The following is an 18,673-nucleotide window of genomic DNA, read 5'->3' on the forward strand; positions in this document are numbered from 1 at the left end:
CTACCCAATGTGGGAGCTGGCTTGCCTGCGATACAGACACCTCGGTGTATCAGTGATACCCAGGTGATGCTATCGCAGGCAAGCCAGCTCCCACATTTGATCTGCTGTGCTGTTGAGACCGAGCTTAGTTCCAGCCCGCACGATCCATCAAGCGAATCGCCTCAGCCTGGCGCTTGCCCGCCACTTCCACCGGTAAGGTGTCCGCCACGAACTTGCCCCAGGTCGCCACTTCGGCCGAGGGCGCTACCGCCGGGTTGGCCGGGAATTCCTGGTTCACATCGGCAAAGATCTTCTGCGCCTCAGGCGTGGTCATCCACTCCACCAGCGCCTTGGCCGCTTCCGGATGCGGCGCGTGCTTGGTCAGGCCGATGCCCGACAGGTTCACGTGCACGCCACGGTCGCCCTGGTTCGGCCAGAACAGCTTCACCGGCAGGTCCGGCTTCTGCTTGTGCAGGCGTCCGTAGTAGTAGGTGTTGACGATGCCCACGTCGCACTGCCCGGCATTGATGGCTTCAAGCACGGCCACGTCATCCGAGAACACGTCGGTGGACAGGTTGTTGACCCAACCCTTGACGATTTCTTCGGTCCTGGCAGCGCCATGGGTTTCGATCAGGGTGGCGGTCAGCGACTGGTTGTAGACTTTTTTCGCCGTGCGCAGGCACAGGCGGCCTTCCCACTGCTTGTCGGCCAGGGCTTCGTAAGTCGTGAGGTCGCCCGGTTTTACCCGCTCGGTGGAATAGGCGATGGTCCGCGCGCGCAGGCTCAGGCCGGTCCAGGCATGCTTTGAGGAGCGATATTGCAGGGGGATGTTCTTGTCGATGACTGCGGAGGTGAACGGCTGCAGGATGCCCATTTGCTCCGCCTGCCAGAGGTTGCCGGCGTCAACGGTGAGCAGCAGGTCGGCGGTGGCGTTTTCGCCCTCGGCCTTGATGCGCTGCATCAGCGGGGCTTCCTTGTCGGTGATGAACTTCACCTGCACGCCGGTCTTTTGGGTATAGGCGTCGAATACCGGCTTGATCAGTTCGTCGATGCGTGAGGAGTAGACCACCACTTCGTCGGCGGCCTGCACGGTGGTGCTGCCGATCAGGGTAAGTGCCAGGACAGTCAGGAGGCGCTTGGGTGCCAACATGGGTGCGGTCTCTCATTTGCAAAGTGAGCGCAAATGATAGGGACTCACATTTGGTAACGCTTGCTGGAGGCGTTACCAGATGTTGCACGACAATTGGACAGGCGACAATTTCCCATGTGGGAGCGGGCTTGCTCGCGAAAGCGTCGTGTCAGTCGATACATCTTCGGCTGATAAACCGCTTTCGCGAGCAAGCCCGCTCCCACAGGGAACCATATTTCAAGTCAGGGCTTGGCGAGTTCCGGGAGGTCGCCGGTCAGGCCCAGCGCCTGGCGCACGAACACGGCCTTGGCTTCGGGCATCTGGTCGACCATTTTCAGGCCGGCATTGCGCAACCAGCGCAGCGGCAATGGGTCGGCCTGGAACAGCCGCTCGAAACCTTCCATCGCCGCCATCAGCGCCAGGTTGTGCGGCATGCGTCGGCGTTCGTAGCGGCTCAGCACTTTCAAATCCGCCAGGCGCTCACCGCGCTCGGTCGCGGCCAGCAGCACTTCGGCCAGCACCGCAGCATCGAGGAACCCCAGGTTCACGCCCTGCCCCGCCAAGGGATGGATGACGTGAGCCGCGTCGCCGATCAACGCCAGACCTTCGGCCACGTAGCGTTTGGCGTGACGCTGGCGCAACGGTACACAGACGCGTGGGTCGGCGCTTAGCACCGTACCGAGCCGCCCTTCGAAGGCGCGCTCCAGTTCACGGCAGAAGTGTTCGTCCTCCAGCGCCATCAGGCGTTCGGACTCGGCGGGGGTGGTCGACCAGACAATCGAGCACCAATCTTCCTGCCCGTCCCGCACCAGCGGCAAAAAGGCCAGCGGGCCGGTGTCGGTAAAACGTTGCCATGCCGTGCGCTGGTGCGGCTGGCTAGTGCGTACGCTGGTGACAATGGCGTTATGCAGATAATCCCATTCGCGGGTCGCGGTGCCGGTCAGGCGGCGCACGGCGGAGTGGGCGCCATCGGCAGCCACTACCAGCGGTGCGCGTAACTTGCGGCCATCGGCCAAGGTCAGCAGCCATTCATCGCCGGAACGGCGCATCTGCTCCAGGCGTGCGTTGGCCAGAAGGCCCAGATCGCAATCGTGCAAGCGCTCAAGCAGGGCATCCTGGACCACACGATTCTCGACGATATGCCCCAGCACTTCTGCATGCACGCTGGCCGCCGAAAAGTGGATCTGCCCAGTGCCGCTGCCGTCCCACACCTGCATCTGGCCGTAAGGGCTGGCGCGGCGCGCCACGATGCCGTCCCACACGCCCAGGCGTTCGAGGATGCGCTGGCTGGCGGCCGACAAGGCGCTAACCCGTGGTTCAAAGGCGCCATCGCGGTCGTACGGCGCGACACTCAGCGGGCTGCCGTCGAGCAGCAGCACCTGCAGGCCGCTGCCCTGCAACGCCAGCGCCAGGGCGCTTCCGACCATTCCGGCCCCGACAATCAGCACATCTGCGCGCATGTCCATGCTTTTAAGCCTGTCTCACTGGCGGCTTGCGCCGCACGTAAAGGGTTTTGTCGACCCGCGCCACCAAGGTGCCGGAGCCGTCATGGATCTGGACCTCAAGATGAGGCAAATATTTGTCGCCCCCTTCGGTCTGTCGACGCACCTCATCGAGCAAGGCCTCGTCGATGAAAAATTCGGCGAACACCGGGCCCTTGCCCGGCGAGATGAAGTCGATACTCGCCGCCTTGTCCCACACGATGTAGTCGCGGCCCAGGTTCTCCATCAGCATCAGCATGTAGAACGGGTCGACCATTGAATACAGGCTGCCACCGAACTGCGTGCCGACATAATTGCGGTTGTACCAGCCCAGGCCCATGCGCACCTTGACGTGGCGAAAGTCGGCGCTCATGTGCTGCACGCTGACCCCCGCGCCCAGGTACGGCGGGTACAGGGTCATGACCCAACGCAACAACCGCGCCTTGCCCAGGCGCTCGATCAGCCACTTACGCATCGGGACGCGTGCCCAGGCCCATGGCCTGACGAGCGAACCAGCGTTTGGCCGGCGGCAGCAGGTCCAGGCCCAGCAGGCCCATGTTGCGGCCCATCGCGACCAACGGTTGCGCACTGCCGAACAGGCGTGTGACCTGGTCGGAAAACCCCACGGTCAGCTTTTGGTCCATGCGCTGGCGCTCCCGATAGGCCTGCAAGGTCGCCAGGTCGCCGGGCACCGTCGGCCCGGCCAGCAAGGCTTCGGCCAAGGCATTCGCATCGCGCAGGGACAAATTGAAGCCCTGCCCGGCAATCGGGTGCAGGCTGTGGGCCGCATTGCCCAGGATCGCCAGGTGCGAGCGCACTTGCTCCTCGGCTTGCACCAAGGTCAGCGGATACAGGTGACGGGCGCCGACTTGCTTCAGGGTGCCCAGGCGGTAACCGAACACGTCCTGCAATTCCTTCAAGAAGCTACGTTCATCCAGGTTGGCCAGGCGCTGGGCGTCCATGCCGATGCGCGTCCACACCAGCGCGCAGCGGTTGTCCGGCAGCGGCAGCAAGGCCATCGGGCCCTCATCGGTGAAACGCTCGAACGCTTCGCCGTTATGGGCTTCGCTCGGGGTGATGTTGGCGATCAACGCGCTCTGGTTATACGGGCGGGTCTTCACGCCAATGCCCAGTTGTTCGCGCAGGCCGGAGCGGCCGCCGTCGGCCAGCACCGCGAGGTCGCAGTCCAGCACGGTTTCATCGTTGAGCGTGAGGCGGTAGCCATCCGGCAGCGGCTCCATGCGCGTGACTTCCGCCGGGCAGCGCCAACTGACCACGTCCCTGTCCAGGCCTTGCCACAGGCATTGGCCCAGCCAGGCGTTTTCCACTACATAACCGAGGGCCGGCACGCCCTCCTCCATGGCAGACAGACGCGCGGTGGAGAAACGCCCACGGTCGGACACGTGGATTTGCTTGATCGGCTCGGCGCGGCGGGAAATATCCTGCCACAGGCCCAGGCGCTGATAGATCTGCCGGGCACCAAAGGACAGCGCCGAAGAGCGCGCATCGTAGCTCGGCTGGTAGCTGTCGCCCGGTGCAAAGGGTTCGATCAGCATGATCTTCCAGCCCCGCGCCTTGGCCCCTGCCTGCAACGCCAGCGCCAGGCTGGCGCCCACCAGGCCGCCACCGATGATCGCCAGGTTGACCCGGCTCATCGGGCAGCCGCCATGAGAGCTTCGATCTCGGCGACGGTCTTGGGCACGCCGCCGGTCAGGATTTCACAGCCTTGCTTGGTCACCACCACGTCGTCCTCGATGCGTACGCCAATGCCACGCCATTTCTTTGCCACGTTCAGGTTGTCCGGCGAGATGTAGATGCCCGGCTCCACGGTCAACGCCATGCCGACTTCCAGCACACGCCATTCACCGCCCACTTTGTAGTCGCCCACATCATGCACGTCCATGCCCAGCCAGTGCCCGGCGCGGTGCATATAGAAGGTTTTATAGGCTTCGCTGGCGACCAGCTCATCGACGTCACCTTGCAGCAGCCCAAGTCTCACCAACCCGGCGGTGATGACTTGCACGGTCGCTTCATGGGCCTGGTTCCAGTGCTTGCCGGGGCCGATCTGGGCAAAGGCGGCTTCCTGGGAAGCCAGCACGATTTCATAGATCGCCTTCTGTTCGGGCGAAAATTTGCCATTCACCGGCCAGGTGCGAGTGATGTCGCTGGCGTAACAGTCGATTTCGCAACCGGCGTCGATCAGCACCAGGTCACCGTCCTTGAGCAGCGCGTCATTGCGCTGGTAATGCAGGATGCAGCTGTTGCGCCCCGCCGCGACGATCGAACCATAGGCCGGCATTTTAGCGCCGCCTTTACGGAACTCGTAATCCAGCTCGGCTTCCAGGCTGAATTCGTGCAAACCGACGCGGCTGGCCTGCATCGCCCGTACATGGGCAGCGCAAGAGATCCGCGCGGCCTCGCGCATTACCTTCAGCTCCGCCGCCGATTTATACAGGCGCATGTCGTGGAGCAGATGATCCAGGGCAACGAATTCGTTGGGCGGCTGCGCACCCAGGTGCGCTTTGGAGCGGATCACGTTGATCCATTCCATCAGGTGCCGATCGAACTCCGCGTTGCTGCCCATGGCCGAATACACCCGGTCGCGGCCTTCGATCAGGCCGGGCAGGATGTCGTCGATATCGGTGATGGGGAAGGCATCGTCGGCGCCAAAGTCACGCACTGCGCCTTCGGTGCCGGCGCGCAGGCCGTCCCACAGTTCGCGTTCGGCATTGCGCTCGCGGCAGAACAGCACGTACTCGCCGTGCTGGCGACCGGGCATCAGCACGATCACCGCCGAGGGCTCGGGGAAACCGCTCAGGTACTGGAAATCGCTGTCCTGGCGGTACACATGCTCGACGTCACGGTTGCGGATCGCCACGGCGGCGGCCGGCAGGATCGCGATGCTGTTGGGTTCCATCTGCGCCATCAGCGCCTTGCGGCGCCGCGTGTATTCCGCTCTGGGGATATGGATCATGGGCAGACGGGCTTCCTTTTTCAGTGCAGCGACGGCTTGGGCGCAGCAGGTTCAGCGGACTTGCGGGTCTCGGTGAACAGCAGCAACGGCGCGACGCGCAGGTATTCCATTACTTCCATGTAGTCGCCTTCGCCGTCTTCGGATTCTTCCAGGGCATCCTGCACCTGGGAGATGGCGGCCAGGTCCTGCAACACTTCCTTGGCGTCGGTGCTCAGTTCCAGGCCGCCGGCGTTGACGCCAAAACCGTGGAGAAAGCCTTGGCACCATTGGCCCAGGGCCGCGGCACGCTCGGTGAGCGGGGCGTCGTCGGTGGGCAGCAGCAGGACCACGGTGACGTCATCACCTGTGAGCTCGCCTTTGACCATTTCCTGCAGGCCGATCAGCGCATTACGCACGTTTTCGGTGGGTTCGGTCTCCAGCAGCTCGGCCACGTCGGCCAGCCAATTGTCGGCATCAAAGCCAACGCCGGTGCAGCTGCGGCCCAGCAACACGCCGTGCAGTTCGGCAGGCGAGCAAGGGTGGCCGCTGGTGCTCAGCAGTTTGGAAAAAGCGTCGTACGGGGAGTTCTGAATAGGCATGGTGAGCTAGGCGCCAGACGGCGCAATGTCTAGAATGGAGCGCTGTATCCTAGCACCGGCAGACGTACCAAGACTATCAAGGGCGTCAGATCGTTTATCCTGCAGTTGCCATTCATCAGACAAATCCAGTGGAACCCAATGGAAGACACCGACCTGCAAGCGCTGATGGCCAGACTCGAATTGCTAATTACCCGGGTCGAGCAACTAAAGAGTCAAAACGGACTCCTATTAGCTCAGGAAAAGACCTGGCGCGAGGAACGCGCTCACCTCATTGAAAAAAACGAAATCGCCCGGCGTAAGGTCGAATCGATGATTTCGCGCCTGAAGGCCCTGGAGCAAGACTCATGAGTTCAAGCAATAGCGTCACCGTGCAGATCCTCGATAAAGAGTATTCGATCATCTGCCCCCAGGAAGAGCGCAGCAACCTGGTGAGCGCCGCCCGCTACCTGGATGGCAAGATGCGTGAAATCCGCAGCAGCGGCAAAGTAATCGGCGCCGACCGCATCGCCGTGATGGCCGCACTGAATATTACCCACGACCTGCTGCATAAGCAGGAACGCCCTGACGTGCAGGCCAGCGGCTCGACGCGTGAGCAAGTGCGTGACCTGCTTGAGCGGGTTGATCTGGTGCTTTCCAGCGATTCGGACGCACCCAAGGGCTGATTGCCGCGACTGTTTAAGGTATACTCGCCTCACTCCCTGGCGTGCTTGCCAGTCGGCGATGTCCCGGAGCCGATTCGCACTACCCTGGAAGTTGCACGTTGGGCTGGTGTGCATGTCCGCTAGACGGAAAGCCTTAAAGCCTACTGCTTCTTCCACCTTGAACTTTCGGGTTCAAGGGCTAAGTCGACAGCGGTTCTGTCGGGGAGCCTGAATTCCCAAACTCAATGCCAGTCCTCGGACTGGCATTGTTTTATGAGCCAAAACCATGACCGAACCTGCGCCGCTCTCCCGTCCGCAACTTCGACGCATGTTGCGCAACGCCCGCCGCGCCCTCACGCCGAGCGAGCAGCGCAAGGCCTCTCAAGGCCTGTACCGGCAACTGGCACAGCACCCGCTGTTTCGCCGGGCCAAACATATTTCCTTGTATCTGCCGACGGACGGTGAAATCGATCCGCGCCTGCTGCTGCGCGCCGCCCAGCGCCGTGGCAAGGCCACCTACCTGCCGGTACTCAGCGCCTGGCCACGGACCAAGATGGTGTTCCAACGCGTAAGGCCTGGGGAAAAGCTGCTGCCCAACCGCTTTCGCATCCTGGAGCCTCGGGTGAATATCAGCCGCCAACGCAAGGTGTGGGCGCTGGACCTGGTGCTGCTGCCGTTGGTGGGGTTCGACGATGCCGGTGGACGGCTGGGCATGGGCGGCGGGTTTTACGATCGCAGCCTGGCTTACCTGGCGCGCCGCCGGAGCTGGCGCAAGCCGACGCTGCTGGGCCTGGCCCATGAATGCCAGAAGGTCGAGCGACTGGTGCAGGCAAGTTGGGATGTGCCGCTGGCTGGCACCGTCACGGATAAGCAGTGGTATATCGCAGAAACGCCACTGGAATCAGCGGCGCCTTGAAGCCGTGTCAGCGCTTGAATTGCTGTTGCACGGGTGACAGTTCTACAGGCGCATCGGCCTTATTGGACCACAAGCTTTGCGCATACCCGGTGGTCACGACGCCCAGACCAAACAAAATAACCAAAATCCATAGTAAATCCGGTTTACGTTGCATCGATTGCCCCCCTTCAGGCACCTCGTACACGATGACAACAACGTTCCAATGTAGTCCGTTGCAGCTGCGTCAAGCTTTAAAAGCCGGCATTCTGCGGTAACGTGAACCAACACGCAAACCTTGGCGCCAACCGACTGTCGGTTTGTCATCATATTGCCCGACAACTTGCCCACTGCCTTTTTCAGGAGCCCGAAAATGGCCTACTGGCTGATGAAATCCGAGCCCGACGAGCTCTCGATCAACGACCTTGAAAAGCTGGGCGAGGCCCGCTGGGACGGGGTGCGCAACTATCAGGCGCGCAACTTTCTAAGGGCCATGGCGGTAGGGGATGAATTCTTCTTCTACCACTCCAGTTGCCCCGAGCCAGGTATTGCCGGCATCGGCAAAATCATCGAGGCGGCCTATCCGGATCCCACCGCTCTGGAACCGGACAGCCACTACTTCGATGCCAAGGCCACGCCGGAAAAGAATCCGTGGAGCGCGATCAACGTCGTACACGTGCAAACCTTTTCCAAAGTGCTGGGCCTGGGCTACCTGAAGCAGCAAACTGCACTCGCCGAGATGCCTCTGATGCAAAAAGGCAGCCGGCTATCAGTTATGCGCGTTACAGCCGACCAGTGGTCGGCGATCATCGGCCTTCTTTAACTTGGTGTGACCTCCAATAGTGGCGCGGAGCGGAAAGAGCCTTGCACCTGAGACAAGTGGTTGAAACCCACAGCGATAAAGACATTAAAAATCCGGAAAAAATAATATAAAGCCCTGTCAGCTATCACAGTAGTAGCTTTACTTGTCACGAGGTCTACTGACGACACAGCACGTTGCCAAGGAAATATGAGGAACCTGGCAACTTATCGTCAACATAAAGGAGACTCGTCATGACTGAAATTCCAGAACCGGATCAAAACATGGTTGAAACCACTGACGACATTATCGCACCCCCCCAACCACCACGCCGACTAAAATTGTGGTAGAAGGCCCGTACCCAGCATGGGGATACACAGGCCGCATGGAATGCGAGTATTTTTTTACTGCTCCTGGATCCCCGCTCGTCTTATTCAGAACCTTAAGATACTACCTTCAGGCAAGTTATAAACCCGAGTCGTCGCGATTCCAAATTACGGTACCTGACTTGTCACCCCTAGTCGTATTCCCGGCAGCGATAAACCAATGGATGCGTTGGGATTCAAGCGTCGAATCGACTTCAAGATCCTATACCTGTGATTTCATATTCCAATACTTGCCGAACGGACCGAGTGTAGTAGTTCGAAAAGTTGTCACCCTACCTATTAAATGAAACACTATTTCCTGCGGCTGGGCGACCCAGCCGCAGGCTTCGTCAAACTGCATTTACTGAATAATTAAGTTATTGAACAACAAGTCTTCCACCACCGGCTTGCCGGTCTCGTCATTCATAACTTGCTGAGTCTGCTTGAGGGCTTCCTGACGCAGTTTCTCCTTCCCTTCGACAGTGCTCATCGCCTCGCTGGTCTGCTGGGTGAACAGCGCCACCAGCTGGTTACGGATCAACGCGTCGTTGGCTTTGACCGCGGCGGCGGCTTCGGTGCCGGTCACGCGCAGGGCGATGTCGGCCTTGAATACCTTTAGTTTTGCCGTGCCATCCAGGCCATAGTTACCCACGAACGGCGGGCTCAGGCTGATATAGCTGACCTTCGGCGCCTCGCCCTCTTTGGCTTCTTCGGCCTGGGCTGCCATCGGCAAGGTCAGGGCCAGCATCAACAGGATCCACGCTTTCACAGTTCATTCCTCACATTCGGTTGCCGGGTAGCATAACGCTAGCAAGGCAGAGCACAAGCTTATGGCGGCTTATCAGGCCTGGGCATGCTCGTTGACCCACGGCCTGGCCCTCCTACACTTATCGGCCACGACGCCAAAAGGAATAGTCCGATGAAAGCTGTGCTGTGCAAAGCCTTCGGCCCCGCCGAAACCCTGGTGCTGGAAGAGATCGCGAGCCCTACGATCAAGAAGAATGAAATCCTGCTGGACGTGCATGCCGCCGGCGTCAACTTCCCGGACACCTTGATTATCGAGGGCAAATACCAGTTCAAGCCGCCCTTCCCGTTTTCACCGGGTGGCGAAGCGGCAGGCGTGGTCAGTGAAGTGGGTGAGAAGGTCAGCCACCTGAAAGTCGGTGACCGGGTCATGGCACTGACCGGTTGGGGCAGCTTTGCCGAGCAGGTGGCGGTGCCGGGCTACAACGTGCTGCCGATCCCGCCGAGCATGGACTTCAATACCGCTGCCGCATTCAGCATGACCTACGGCACGTCCATGCACGCGCTGAAACAGCGAGCCAACCTGCAACCCGGCGAAACCCTGCTGGTACTCGGCGCCTCCGGTGGCGTGGGCCTGGCCGCGGTGGAAATCGGCAAAGCCATGGGCGCGCGAGTGATTGCGGCCGCCAGCAGTGCCGACAAGCTTGCAGTGGCCAAGGCCGCCGGCGCGGATGAGCTGATCAACTACAGCGAAGCCAGCCTGAAAGACGAGATCAAGCGACTCACCGACGGCAACGGTGCCGATGTAATCTACGACCCGGTGGGCGGCGACTTGTTTGACCAGGCCGTGCGCGCCATCGCCTGGAACGGCCGCCTGCTGGTGGTGGGGTTCGCCAGCGGGCGCATTCCCGAGCTGCCGGTGAACTTGGCGCTGCTCAAGGGCGCGGCGGTGGTTGGGGTGTTCTGGGGATCATTTGCCCAGCGTCAGCCGCAGGACAATGCGGCGAATTTTCAGCAGTTGTTTGGCTGGTATGCCGACGGCAAGCTCAAGCCGTTGGTGTCGCAGGTGTATCCGCTGGAGCAGGCGGCCCAGGCGATCAATGACCTCGGCCAGCGCAAGGCTGTCGGTAAGGTGGTCGTCCAAATCCGCTAGTTGATTTTGAAATACGGACAGTGTGGGAGCTGGCTTGCCTGCGATAGCGGTCTATCAGCGCCATGTGTGTTGGCTGACCCACCGCTATCGCAGGCAAGCCAGCTCCCACATTGATCTTTTAGCGATCCTGAGCTTCAGTCACGACCACTATTTATCTATCCGCGACATGTTCATTAAAGAACATGCAATTGCGCTCATTTCCTGTGTTTGCAGATAAGGGGCGATGCTATTTTCGGTAACGAAACTGTAACATTCGCATCCGCAGTCAAAACAAGAAATCTGGAGCTCTTGAATGTTTGCTTTCTTTCGTCCTGCCGCCCACCAGGCGCCCCTGCCTGAAGAAAAAATAGACAGCACCTACCGACGCCTGCGCTGGCAGATCTTCGCCGGTATCTTCTTCGGTTACGCCGGGTACTACCTGCTGCGCAAGAACTTCTCCCTGGCCATGCCCTACCTGATCGACGAGGGGTACACCCGCGGCGAACTGGGCCTGGCGATGTCGGCCATCGCGATTGCCTACGGCCTGTCCAAGTTCCTCATGGGCCTGGTGTCCGACCGCTCCAACCCACGCTACTTCCTGCCCTTCGGCCTGCTGGTGTCCGCCGGGGTGATGTTCATTTTCGGTTTCGCACCCTGGGCGACGTCCAGCGTGACCATGATGTTCATTTTGCTGTTCATCAACGGCTGGGCCCAAGGCATGGGCTGGCCGCCGAGCGGGCGGACCATGGTGCACTGGTGGTCGCAGAAAGAACGCGGCGGCGTGGTGTCGGTGTGGAACGTGGCGCACAACGTCGGCGGCGGCCTGATCGGCCCGCTGTTCCTGCTGGGCATGGCCTGGTTCAACGACTGGCATGCAGCGTTCTATGTGCCGGCCACGGTGGCGTTGGCGGTCGCGGCGTTTGCCTTCATCACCATGCGCGATACCCCGCAATCGGTCGGCCTGCCGCCGATCGAGAAATACAAGAACGATTATCCGGAAGGCTACGACGCCAGCCACGAAGACGAATTCAGCGCCAAGGAAATCTTCGTCAAGTATGTACTGCATAACAAAATGCTGTGGTACATCGCCTTCGCCAACGTGTTCGTCTACCTGCTGCGCTACGGCGTGCTGGACTGGGCACCGACCTACTTGAAAGAAGCCAAGCATTTCACGGTCGACAAGTCGTCCTGGGCTTACTTCTTTTATGAATGGGCAGGCATCCCGGGCACGCTGCTGTGCGGCTGGATGTCGGACAAGATTTTCCGTGGCAACCGTGGCCTGACCGGCATCGTGTTCATGGCCCTGGTGACCGTGGCGACGCTGGTGTACTGGCTCAATCCGCCGGGCAACCCGATGGTCGACATGATCGCGCTGGTTTCCATCGGTTTCCTGATCTACGGCCCGGTGATGCTGATTGGCCTGCAGGCGCTGGAATTGGCACCGAAGAAAGCCGCCGGCACTGCCGCGGGTTTCACCGGTCTGTTCGGTTATCTGGGTGGTTCTGTGGCAGCCAGCGCGGCCATGGGCTACACCGTGGACCATTTCGGCTGGGACGGCGGTTTTGTGCTGCTGATTGGCGCGTGCGTACTGGCAATCGCTTTCCTGATCCCAACGCTGTGGCACACCAACAGCGTCAGCTCGGCGCGTTAATCCCTGCGCAACCCTTTGCACAACGCTTGAGCCGCGCCTCCAGGTTTTTATCTGGCATGGCGTGGCTACGCAGGGCGTTGACGGTCTGCTCGACATAATCGCGGGTAGTGCCGTAACGCCCGCAAGCACTTTGCAACACATGGTTGAGCACGATATCGGGCAAGTTACCGGCGTAGCTGGGCAAGTGCCGCTCTAATACAAACCCCAACGCCTGCACCGTAGTGCCATCTTCCAGACGGCAACTGAGCCAGTGCGGCCGGTAGGACGGATACGGCATTTCGCGCTGCCACAAAGCGTAGAGCGACGCTTCCAACTGGTCTTCAGGCAAACGGTAGGCAAACCCGCTGCACGAGCCGCCGCGATCCAGGCCGAAGACCAGACCCGGAATTTCCGGCGTGCCCCGATGCTCATGGGACCACAGGTAAAGCCCCCGGTGATAGCCATGAACCCGCCCCCGCACCCGCTCGGTTGACGAACATTCGGGGCGCCAGATCAGTGAACCATACGCAAATAGCCAGACCGGCCCACCCTTATGCCGAGCCATGGTGGCTTGCATTGAGCTCATCAATTGTTCGTGCGTGAGTTGCGGCCCCAGATCGAGGCGCGGAGGGTAAGCCAATTGCAGAAGATCGGTTTCAATGGCGGTCATGGCGAAAAGCGGTGCGCCTCCTGTGTTACCCGTGTAAGCAAACTTTATCGTCGTCAAACCAGCAGCAATAAGCTGGCCATTTCGGATATAGCTTAAGGACATTTGGCTGAAGGGCTAAATACCGTAAGCGAATAAGGCCGGATATAAGCCCAACGACCATTTCTGCTGTGCGCAGATACAATGTGGGAGCTGGCTTGCCTGCGATAGCGGTGGGTCAGTACAACCTTTGTCGACTGGCCCACCGCTATCGCAGGCAAGCCAGCTCCCACAGTCAGTGCAAAGCTTCAGGGCCTGGGGGCGTAGGCGAACACATCCGCACGCATCTGGTGCGCATCCATGCCCGCATCGACCAGGGCGTCCAGGGTGCCGTAGATCATTGCCGGCGAACCGCTGGCATAGACATGCACCGACTTGAGGTCGGCGATGTCTTCGCACACCGCTTCATGCAACAACCCGCAGCGCCCTTCCCAGCCGCACACATCGCTGACGACTTTGTGCAGGAACAGGTTGGGCAATTGCAGCCACTGGTCCCAGTGTTCGATCTGGTAGAAATCATCCGGGCGACGCACGCCCCAGTACAAGTGCACCGGGTGCTTGAAGCCGCTGGCACGGCAATGTTCGATCAGGCTGTGCATCTGCGCCATGCCCGTACCGGCGGCGATCAACACCAACGGCCCATCCGGCAACTCGGCCAAGTGGGTGTCGCCGAACGGCAGCTCGACGCGGGCCATCCGGTTGCGTTGCAGTTGCTCCAGCAAAGTGCGCGCACTGTCTTCGCGCACCAGCACGTGCAGCTCCAACTCGCGCCCGGCGTGAGGCGCCGACGCCAGGGAGAATGCCGATTTCTCGCCATTCTCCCGTTCGATCATCAGGTATTGCCCGGCGTGGTAACGCACCGCCTTGCCCGCTGGCGCCAGCAAGCGCACGCGCCACACATCGCCACCGACTTCCACGCATTCACTCAATTGACACGCCAGCTTGCGCAACGGCAACTCTCCCGGCGCCAGCACGCCATCCCACAACACAATGCAATCCTCCAGCGGCTCGGCGATACAGGTGTAGAACTCGCCATGGTCGCGCACTTCGCCGCCTTGGCGCACCCGCCCTTCCACCAGCAGCGCGGCGCATACGTGGCACACGCCGTTGCGACAGGCCTGGGGGCATTCGTAGCCAAGGCGACGCGCGCCTTCGAGGATTCGCTCGCCGGGGACCAGCTCCAGCACGGCGCCGGAAGGTTGCAGGGTTACACGCATCAATCTATTCCCAATTCTTTCCAGATCGCATCGACACGGGCGGTGACGGCTTCATCCTTGACGATCACCCGGCCCCATTCACGGGTGGTTTCACCCGGCCATTTGTGGGTGGCGTCCAGGCCCATCTTCGAACCCAGGCCCGACACCGGCGAGGCGAAGTCGAGGTAGTCGATTGGTGTGTTGTCGATCATCACCGTGTCGCGCTTGGGGTCCATGCGCGTGGTGATGGCCCAGATCACGTCGTTCCAGTCGCGGGCATTGATGTCATCGTCGGTGACAATAACGAACTTGGTGTACATGAACTGTCGCAAAAACGACCACACGCCGAGCATTACCCGCTTGGCATGGCCTGGATACGACTTCTTCATGGTGACGATGGCCATGCGGTACGAGCAGCCTTCCGGCGGCAGGTAGAAGTCGGTGATCTCCGGGAATTGCTTCTGCAGGATCGGCACGAATACTTCGTTGAGCGCCACGCCCAGGATCGCCGGCTCATCTGGCGGACGCCCGGTGTAGGTGCTGTGATAAATCGGCTTGACCCGGTGGGTGATGCGCTCGACGGTGAACACCGGGAAGCTGTCGACTTCGTTGTAGTAGCCGGTGTGGTCGCCGTACGGGCCTTCATCAGCCATTTCGCCGGGATGAATCACCCCTTCGAGAATGATCTCGGCGGTGGCCGGCACCTGCAGCTCGTTGCCACGGCACTTCACCAGCTCGGTGCGGTTACCGCGCAGCAGCCCGGCGAAGGCGTATTCGGACAAGCTGTCCGGCACCGGCGTGACAGCGCCGAGGATGGTGGCCGGGTCGGCGCCCAGGGCCACGGAAACCGGGAACGGCTTGCCGGGGTGTTTTTCGCACCACTCGCGGTAATCCAGGGCGCCGCCACGGTGGCTCAGCCAGCGCATGATCACCTTGTTGCGGCCGATCACTTGCTGGCGATAGATACCGAGGTTCTGCCGGTCCTTGTTCGGCCCCTTGGTGACCGTCAGGCCCCAGGTGATCAGCGGGCCGACGTCGCCGGGCCAGCAGGTCTGCACCGGCAGCATGGCCAGGTCGACGTCATCGCCTTCGATGACCACTTCCTGGCACGCCGCGTCCTTGACCACTTTGGGGGCCATGGCAATGATCTTGCGGAAGATCGGCAGCTTCGACCAGGCATCCTTGAGCCCCTTGGGCGGCTCGGGTTCCTTGAGGAAGGCCAGCAGCTTGCCGATCTCGCGCAGCTCGCTGACCGACTCGGCGCCCATGCCAAAGGCGACCCGATCGGGAGTGCCGAACAGGTTACCGAGCACCGGAATGTCATAGCCGGTCGGGTTTTCGAACAGCAGCGCCGGGCCCTTGTTGCGCAGGGTGCGGTCGCAAATCTCAGTCATTTCCAGCACCGGCGAGATCGGCATCTGGATACGTTTCAACTCTCCGCGCTGCTCAAGTTGCTGCACGAAATCCCGAAGATCCTTGAATTTCATTAACCATGCCACCCGTAAAATAGACGTACATCCTACCTGCTATGACCGCGACTGGCAGCCTGTCGCGATGCATTTGGGTACGCAGAACGCTTAAAAAACCGACGCAAAAAAAATGGCGCCCCTGGGGGCGCCATTCTTTCGGACCTGAAACGTCGTATTACTTGCGTTTCATCGACAGGAAGAACTCGTCGTTGGTCTTGGTGGTTTTCAGCTTGTCGATCAGGAACTCGATGGCAGCGACTTCATCCATCGGGTGCAGCAGCTTGCGCAGGATCCACATGCGCTGCAGTTCGTCGTCGGCGGTCAGCAACTCTTCGCGGCGGGTGCCGGAACGGTTGATGTTGATCGCCGGGAACACGCGTTTTTCCGCGATGCGACGGTCCAGGGGCAGTTCCATGTTGCCGGTACCCTTGAACTCTTCGTAGATCACTTCGTCCATCTTCGAGCCGGTTTCAACCAGCGCGGTGGCGATGATGGTCAGCGAACCGCCTTCTTCGATGTTGCGCGCGGCGCCGAAGAAACGCTTCGGCTTCTCCAGGGCGTGGGCATCGACACCACCGGTCAATACCTTGCCGGAGCTCGGGATCACGGTGTTGTAGGCACGCGCCAGACGGGTGATGGAGTCGAGCAGGATCACCACGTCCTTCTTGTGTTCGACCAGGCGCTTGGCCTTCTCGATCACCATTTCGGCAACCTGCACGTGGCGGGTTGGCGGCTCATCGAACGTCGAGGCAACCACTTCGCCGCGCACGGTGCGCTGCATTTCGGTCACTTCTTCCGGACGCTCATCGATCAGCAGCACGATCAGGTGAACTTCAGGATTGTTACGCGCGATGTTGGCTGCAATGTTCTGCAGCATGATCGTTTTACCGGCTTTCGGCGGTGCGACGATCAGGCCACGCTGGCCCTTGCCGATCGGAGCGCACAGGTCGATCACACGACCGGTCAAGTCTTCGGTGGAACCGTTGCCGGCTTCCATCTTCATGCGCACGGTCGGGAACAGCGGCGTCAGGTTCTCGAAGAGAATCTTGTTTTTCGCGTTCTCGGGACGATCGAAGTTGATCGTGTCGACCTTGAGCAGGGCGAAATAACGCTCGCCTTCCTTCGGTGGACGGATCTTGCCAACGATAGTGTCACCAGTGCGCAAGTTGAAGCGACGGATCTGGCTCGGCGAGACGTAGATATCGTCTGGGCCGGCAAGATAGGAGGCGTCTGCGGAGCGGAGGAAGCCGAAGCCGTCCTGGAGAATCTCCAGCACGCCATCACCGGAGATTTCCTCGCCGCTTTTCGCGTGCTTCTTGAGCAGGGAGAAAATCACGTCCTGCTTGCGCGAACGGGCCATATTTTCTATGCCCATTTCTTCGGCCAGCTGGAGCAGGTCGGTAATCGGCTTTTGCTTGAGTTCAGTCAGATTCATATAGGAATGACGTAATCATTTATGGAGGGGGGAAATTAAGCTTTTGGCTTAATGAGGCCGCGCCGCAGAGAAGGCGACAGGATCGCGTACTATCGAAAAGGAATGCGTCGGCGACGGCTTGCAGGGGGCAATGGAGAAACCAGTGCGGGGCCGAATGTACCACCTGAGTTTCGGAGCGTCTAGCCCTGTTTAACGAAAAAGCCCCGCGATTTGCGGGGCCTTTTTCACGACACTTAGATGTTGGCGTCGAGGAAAGCTTGCAACTGGGACTTCGACAGCGCGCCCACTTTAGTGGCTTCGACGTTGCCGTTCTTGAACAGCATCAGCGTTGGAATACCACGCACGCCGTGTTTGGCAGGGGTTTCCTGGTTGTCGTCGATGTTCAGCTTGGCAATGGTCAGCTTGCCTTCGTAGGTGGTTGCAATGTCGTCCAGGACTGGAGCGATCATTTTGCAAGGGCCGCACCATTCAGCCCAGTAGTCAACCAGCACCGGGCCTTGAGCCTTGAGTACTTCGGCCTCAAAGGTCGCGTCGGTGACGTGCTTGATAAGATCGTTGCTCATGGATGTCTCCGGATTGTAAGCAAAAAAAACGTGACCCATCATAGCCGCCCTTCCCCCGTTCAGGAAGCCGCCTCTGATTGAGTCTTGCTATGGTGGTGCATGAGTTTGGGTATGGCCCGACTCAGGGCGACACGGGAGTCACAAACGCGATACCCGTACGCAATGCTGCATTACGTACATGTTCCTGCATGGTTTTCTGCGCCGTCGCACTCGCGCGCCGGGCCAGGGCGCGCAGGATTCTGCGATGTTCCTGCCAGGTTTCCATGGCCCGCTCCGGCCGGATGAACGGTAGTTTCTGGCTCTCCAGGAACACCTCGGCACTCGCGCTCAGGATACTGACCATCGCCTGGTTGCCGCTGGCCAGGAGGATGCGCTGGTGGAATTCGAAGTCCAGCCGCGCCGCCGCTTCGAAATCGCCGGCCTTGAGCATTTTGCGCATGGCCTCGACGTTATCTTCCAGGCGGTCCAGCTCATCGATGCTCAGCGTCACCGCCGCCAACCCCGCCGCAAAACCCTCGAGGGCATAACGCAACTGGAAGATATCCAGCGGCGTGGCCTGCGCCGCGAAGGGCCAGACAAACCCCGGCGATTCCTCGGCGGCCTGCACGAACACGCCCTTGCCCGGCTGCACACTGACCACGCCCAGCGCACTCAGGGACGACAACGCTTCGCGCAATGACGCACGGCTCACGCCTAACTGCACCGCCAGATCGCGCTGGGACGGCAACGCATCGCCCGGCCCGAAGCCTTGCTGCTTGATCAGTTTACGGATGGCCTGCAAGGCCGCTTCCGGTACGGCTTGGGCGATGGAATTCATAAAAAACTCAAGATTGCAGTCAACTGAACGGCTAGTTGTAAAGCTATTCTCGGCCGGCGGCAAGCCACGCCCCAAAGGGGCTCGCGTGGTTTTCAGGGTGCTCGAAAAGGGTGCGAAAAGAATCGCTACTGTTCAGACCAGTA

General features: G+C 60.4%; 20 protein-coding genes and 1 other RNA gene. 7 read left to right on the plus strand and 14 right to left on the minus strand.

Going from position 1 to position 18,673, the window contains the following annotated elements:
* Positions 1 to 124: 124 nt before the first annotated feature.
* The 6 genes from BLL36_RS13665 to BLL36_RS13690 form a co-directional block, all read right to left on the minus strand.
* Positions 125 to 1,129 carry an extracellular solute-binding protein gene (locus BLL36_RS13665; RefSeq protein WP_076951960.1) on the minus strand — a complete coding sequence of 335 codons (1,005 nt, stop codon included), beginning with the start codon at positions 1,127 to 1,129 and terminating at the stop codon, positions 125 to 127.
* A 221-nt stretch (positions 1,130 to 1,350) separates the two neighbouring features.
* Positions 1,351 to 2,568 (minus strand): 2-octaprenyl-3-methyl-6-methoxy-1,4-benzoquinol hydroxylase, encoded by a 1,218-nt coding sequence (locus BLL36_RS13670; protein ID WP_165448095.1) that lies wholly within the window; start codon positions 2,566 to 2,568, stop codon positions 1,351 to 1,353.
* 10 nt (positions 2,569 to 2,578) lie between these two features.
* Complete coding sequence (locus BLL36_RS13675; protein WP_076951962.1) at positions 2,579 to 3,064, minus strand: DUF4442 domain-containing protein; 486 nt, start codon at positions 3,062 to 3,064, stop codon at positions 2,579 to 2,581.
* Positions 3,057 to 4,244: a 2-octaprenyl-6-methoxyphenyl hydroxylase gene (gene ubiH, locus BLL36_RS13680; protein ID WP_076951963.1), complete on the minus strand. Its 1,188-nt coding sequence runs from the start codon at positions 4,242 to 4,244 to the stop codon at positions 3,057 to 3,059. The genes BLL36_RS13675 and ubiH overlap by 8 nt, the downstream gene beginning before the upstream one ends.
* Positions 4,241 to 5,563, minus strand: a complete 1,323-nt coding sequence (gene pepP, locus BLL36_RS13685) for a Xaa-Pro aminopeptidase (protein WP_076951964.1) — start codon at positions 5,561 to 5,563, stop codon at positions 4,241 to 4,243. The genes ubiH and pepP overlap by 4 nt, the downstream gene beginning before the upstream one ends.
* Positions 5,564 to 5,583: 20 nt before the next feature.
* Positions 5,584 to 6,141, minus strand: coding sequence for a YecA/YgfB family protein (locus tag BLL36_RS13690; protein ID WP_076951965.1), 558 nt, complete (start codon positions 6,139 to 6,141; stop codon positions 5,584 to 5,586).
* Between the two features lie 138 nt (positions 6,142 to 6,279).
* Here BLL36_RS13690 and BLL36_RS13695 point away from each other — a divergent pair, with 138 nt between their 5' ends.
* The 4 genes from BLL36_RS13695 (at position 6,280) to BLL36_RS13710 (ending at position 7,698) form a co-directional block, all read left to right on the plus strand.
* Positions 6,280 to 6,489, plus strand: coding sequence for a TIGR02449 family protein (locus tag BLL36_RS13695; protein WP_007982902.1), 210 nt, complete (start codon positions 6,280 to 6,282; stop codon positions 6,487 to 6,489).
* Positions 6,486 to 6,803 (plus strand): cell division protein ZapA, encoded by a 318-nt coding sequence (locus BLL36_RS13700; RefSeq protein ID WP_010207385.1) that lies wholly within the window; start codon positions 6,486 to 6,488, stop codon positions 6,801 to 6,803. The genes BLL36_RS13695 and BLL36_RS13700 overlap by 4 nt, the downstream gene beginning before the upstream one ends.
* Before the next feature lie 30 nt (positions 6,804 to 6,833).
* Positions 6,834 to 7,012, plus strand: a non-coding RNA gene (gene ssrS, locus BLL36_RS13705) — 6S RNA.
* 56 nt (positions 7,013 to 7,068) lie between these two features.
* Positions 7,069 to 7,698 carry a 5-formyltetrahydrofolate cyclo-ligase gene (locus BLL36_RS13710; RefSeq protein ID WP_076951966.1) on the plus strand — a complete coding sequence of 210 codons (630 nt, stop codon included), beginning with the start codon at positions 7,069 to 7,071 and terminating at the stop codon, positions 7,696 to 7,698.
* A gap of 7 nt (positions 7,699 to 7,705) precedes the next feature.
* Here BLL36_RS13710 and BLL36_RS31035 read toward each other — a convergent pair whose 3' ends face one another.
* Positions 7,706 to 7,852 carry a hypothetical protein gene (locus BLL36_RS31035; protein WP_005792392.1) on the minus strand — a complete coding sequence of 49 codons (147 nt, stop codon included), beginning with the start codon at positions 7,850 to 7,852 and terminating at the stop codon, positions 7,706 to 7,708.
* 195 nt (positions 7,853 to 8,047) lie between these two features.
* Here BLL36_RS31035 and BLL36_RS13715 point away from each other — a divergent pair, with 195 nt between their 5' ends.
* Entirely contained in the window at positions 8,048 to 8,497 is a 450-nt protein-coding gene (locus BLL36_RS13715; RefSeq protein WP_076951967.1) for an EVE domain-containing protein, read from the plus strand.
* A gap of 702 nt (positions 8,498 to 9,199) precedes the next feature.
* Here the strand turns inward: BLL36_RS13715 and BLL36_RS13720 are convergent.
* Positions 9,200 to 9,607 carry a flagellar basal body-associated protein FliL gene (locus tag BLL36_RS13720; RefSeq protein ID WP_076951968.1) on the minus strand — a complete coding sequence of 136 codons (408 nt, stop codon included), beginning with the start codon at positions 9,605 to 9,607 and terminating at the stop codon, positions 9,200 to 9,202.
* 150 nt (positions 9,608 to 9,757) lie between these two features.
* Between BLL36_RS13720 and BLL36_RS13725 the strand changes: the two genes are divergently transcribed.
* Both BLL36_RS13725 and glpT read left to right on the plus strand, forming a co-directional pair.
* Positions 9,758 to 10,735: an NADPH:quinone oxidoreductase family protein gene (locus tag BLL36_RS13725; RefSeq protein ID WP_076951969.1), complete on the plus strand. Its 978-nt coding sequence runs from the start codon at positions 9,758 to 9,760 to the stop codon at positions 10,733 to 10,735.
* Positions 10,736 to 11,027: 292 nt separating this feature from the next.
* On the plus strand, positions 11,028 to 12,365 hold the full coding sequence (gene glpT / locus BLL36_RS13730) for a glycerol-3-phosphate transporter (RefSeq protein ID WP_076951970.1): 1,338 nt from the start codon (positions 11,028 to 11,030) through the stop codon (positions 12,363 to 12,365).
* Here glpT and BLL36_RS13735 read toward each other — a convergent pair.
* From BLL36_RS13735 to BLL36_RS13760, 6 genes are all read right to left on the minus strand, one after another.
* On the minus strand, positions 12,349 to 13,014 hold the full coding sequence (locus BLL36_RS13735) for a gamma-glutamylcyclotransferase (RefSeq protein WP_076951971.1): 666 nt from the start codon (positions 13,012 to 13,014) through the stop codon (positions 12,349 to 12,351). The two genes, glpT and BLL36_RS13735, sit on opposite strands and share 17 nt — an antisense overlap.
* Before the next feature lie 284 nt (positions 13,015 to 13,298).
* On the minus strand, positions 13,299 to 14,267 hold the full coding sequence (locus BLL36_RS13740; protein WP_076951972.1) for a CDP-6-deoxy-delta-3,4-glucoseen reductase: 969 nt from the start codon (positions 14,265 to 14,267) through the stop codon (positions 13,299 to 13,301).
* On the minus strand, positions 14,267 to 15,733 hold the full coding sequence (gene ubiD / locus BLL36_RS13745; protein WP_076951973.1) for a 4-hydroxy-3-polyprenylbenzoate decarboxylase: 1,467 nt from the start codon (positions 15,731 to 15,733) through the stop codon (positions 14,267 to 14,269). The genes BLL36_RS13740 and ubiD overlap by 1 nt, the downstream gene beginning before the upstream one ends.
* Before the next feature lie 157 nt (positions 15,734 to 15,890).
* Positions 15,891 to 17,150: a transcription termination factor Rho gene (gene rho, locus BLL36_RS13750; protein ID WP_003176825.1), complete on the minus strand. Its 1,260-nt coding sequence runs from the start codon at positions 17,148 to 17,150 to the stop codon at positions 15,891 to 15,893.
* A 233-nt stretch (positions 17,151 to 17,383) separates the two neighbouring features.
* Positions 17,384 to 17,713 (minus strand): thioredoxin TrxA, encoded by a 330-nt coding sequence (gene trxA, locus BLL36_RS13755; protein WP_003213989.1) that lies wholly within the window; start codon positions 17,711 to 17,713, stop codon positions 17,384 to 17,386.
* A 121-nt stretch (positions 17,714 to 17,834) separates the two neighbouring features.
* Positions 17,835 to 18,530, minus strand: a complete 696-nt coding sequence (locus BLL36_RS13760) for a FadR/GntR family transcriptional regulator (RefSeq protein ID WP_076951974.1) — start codon at positions 18,528 to 18,530, stop codon at positions 17,835 to 17,837.
* Positions 18,531 to 18,673: the final 143 nt, after the last annotated feature.

This window comes from Pseudomonas cedrina subsp. cedrina (assembly GCF_001983175.1).
Classification (GTDB): domain Bacteria; phylum Pseudomonadota; class Gammaproteobacteria; order Pseudomonadales; family Pseudomonadaceae; genus Aquipseudomonas; species Aquipseudomonas cedrina.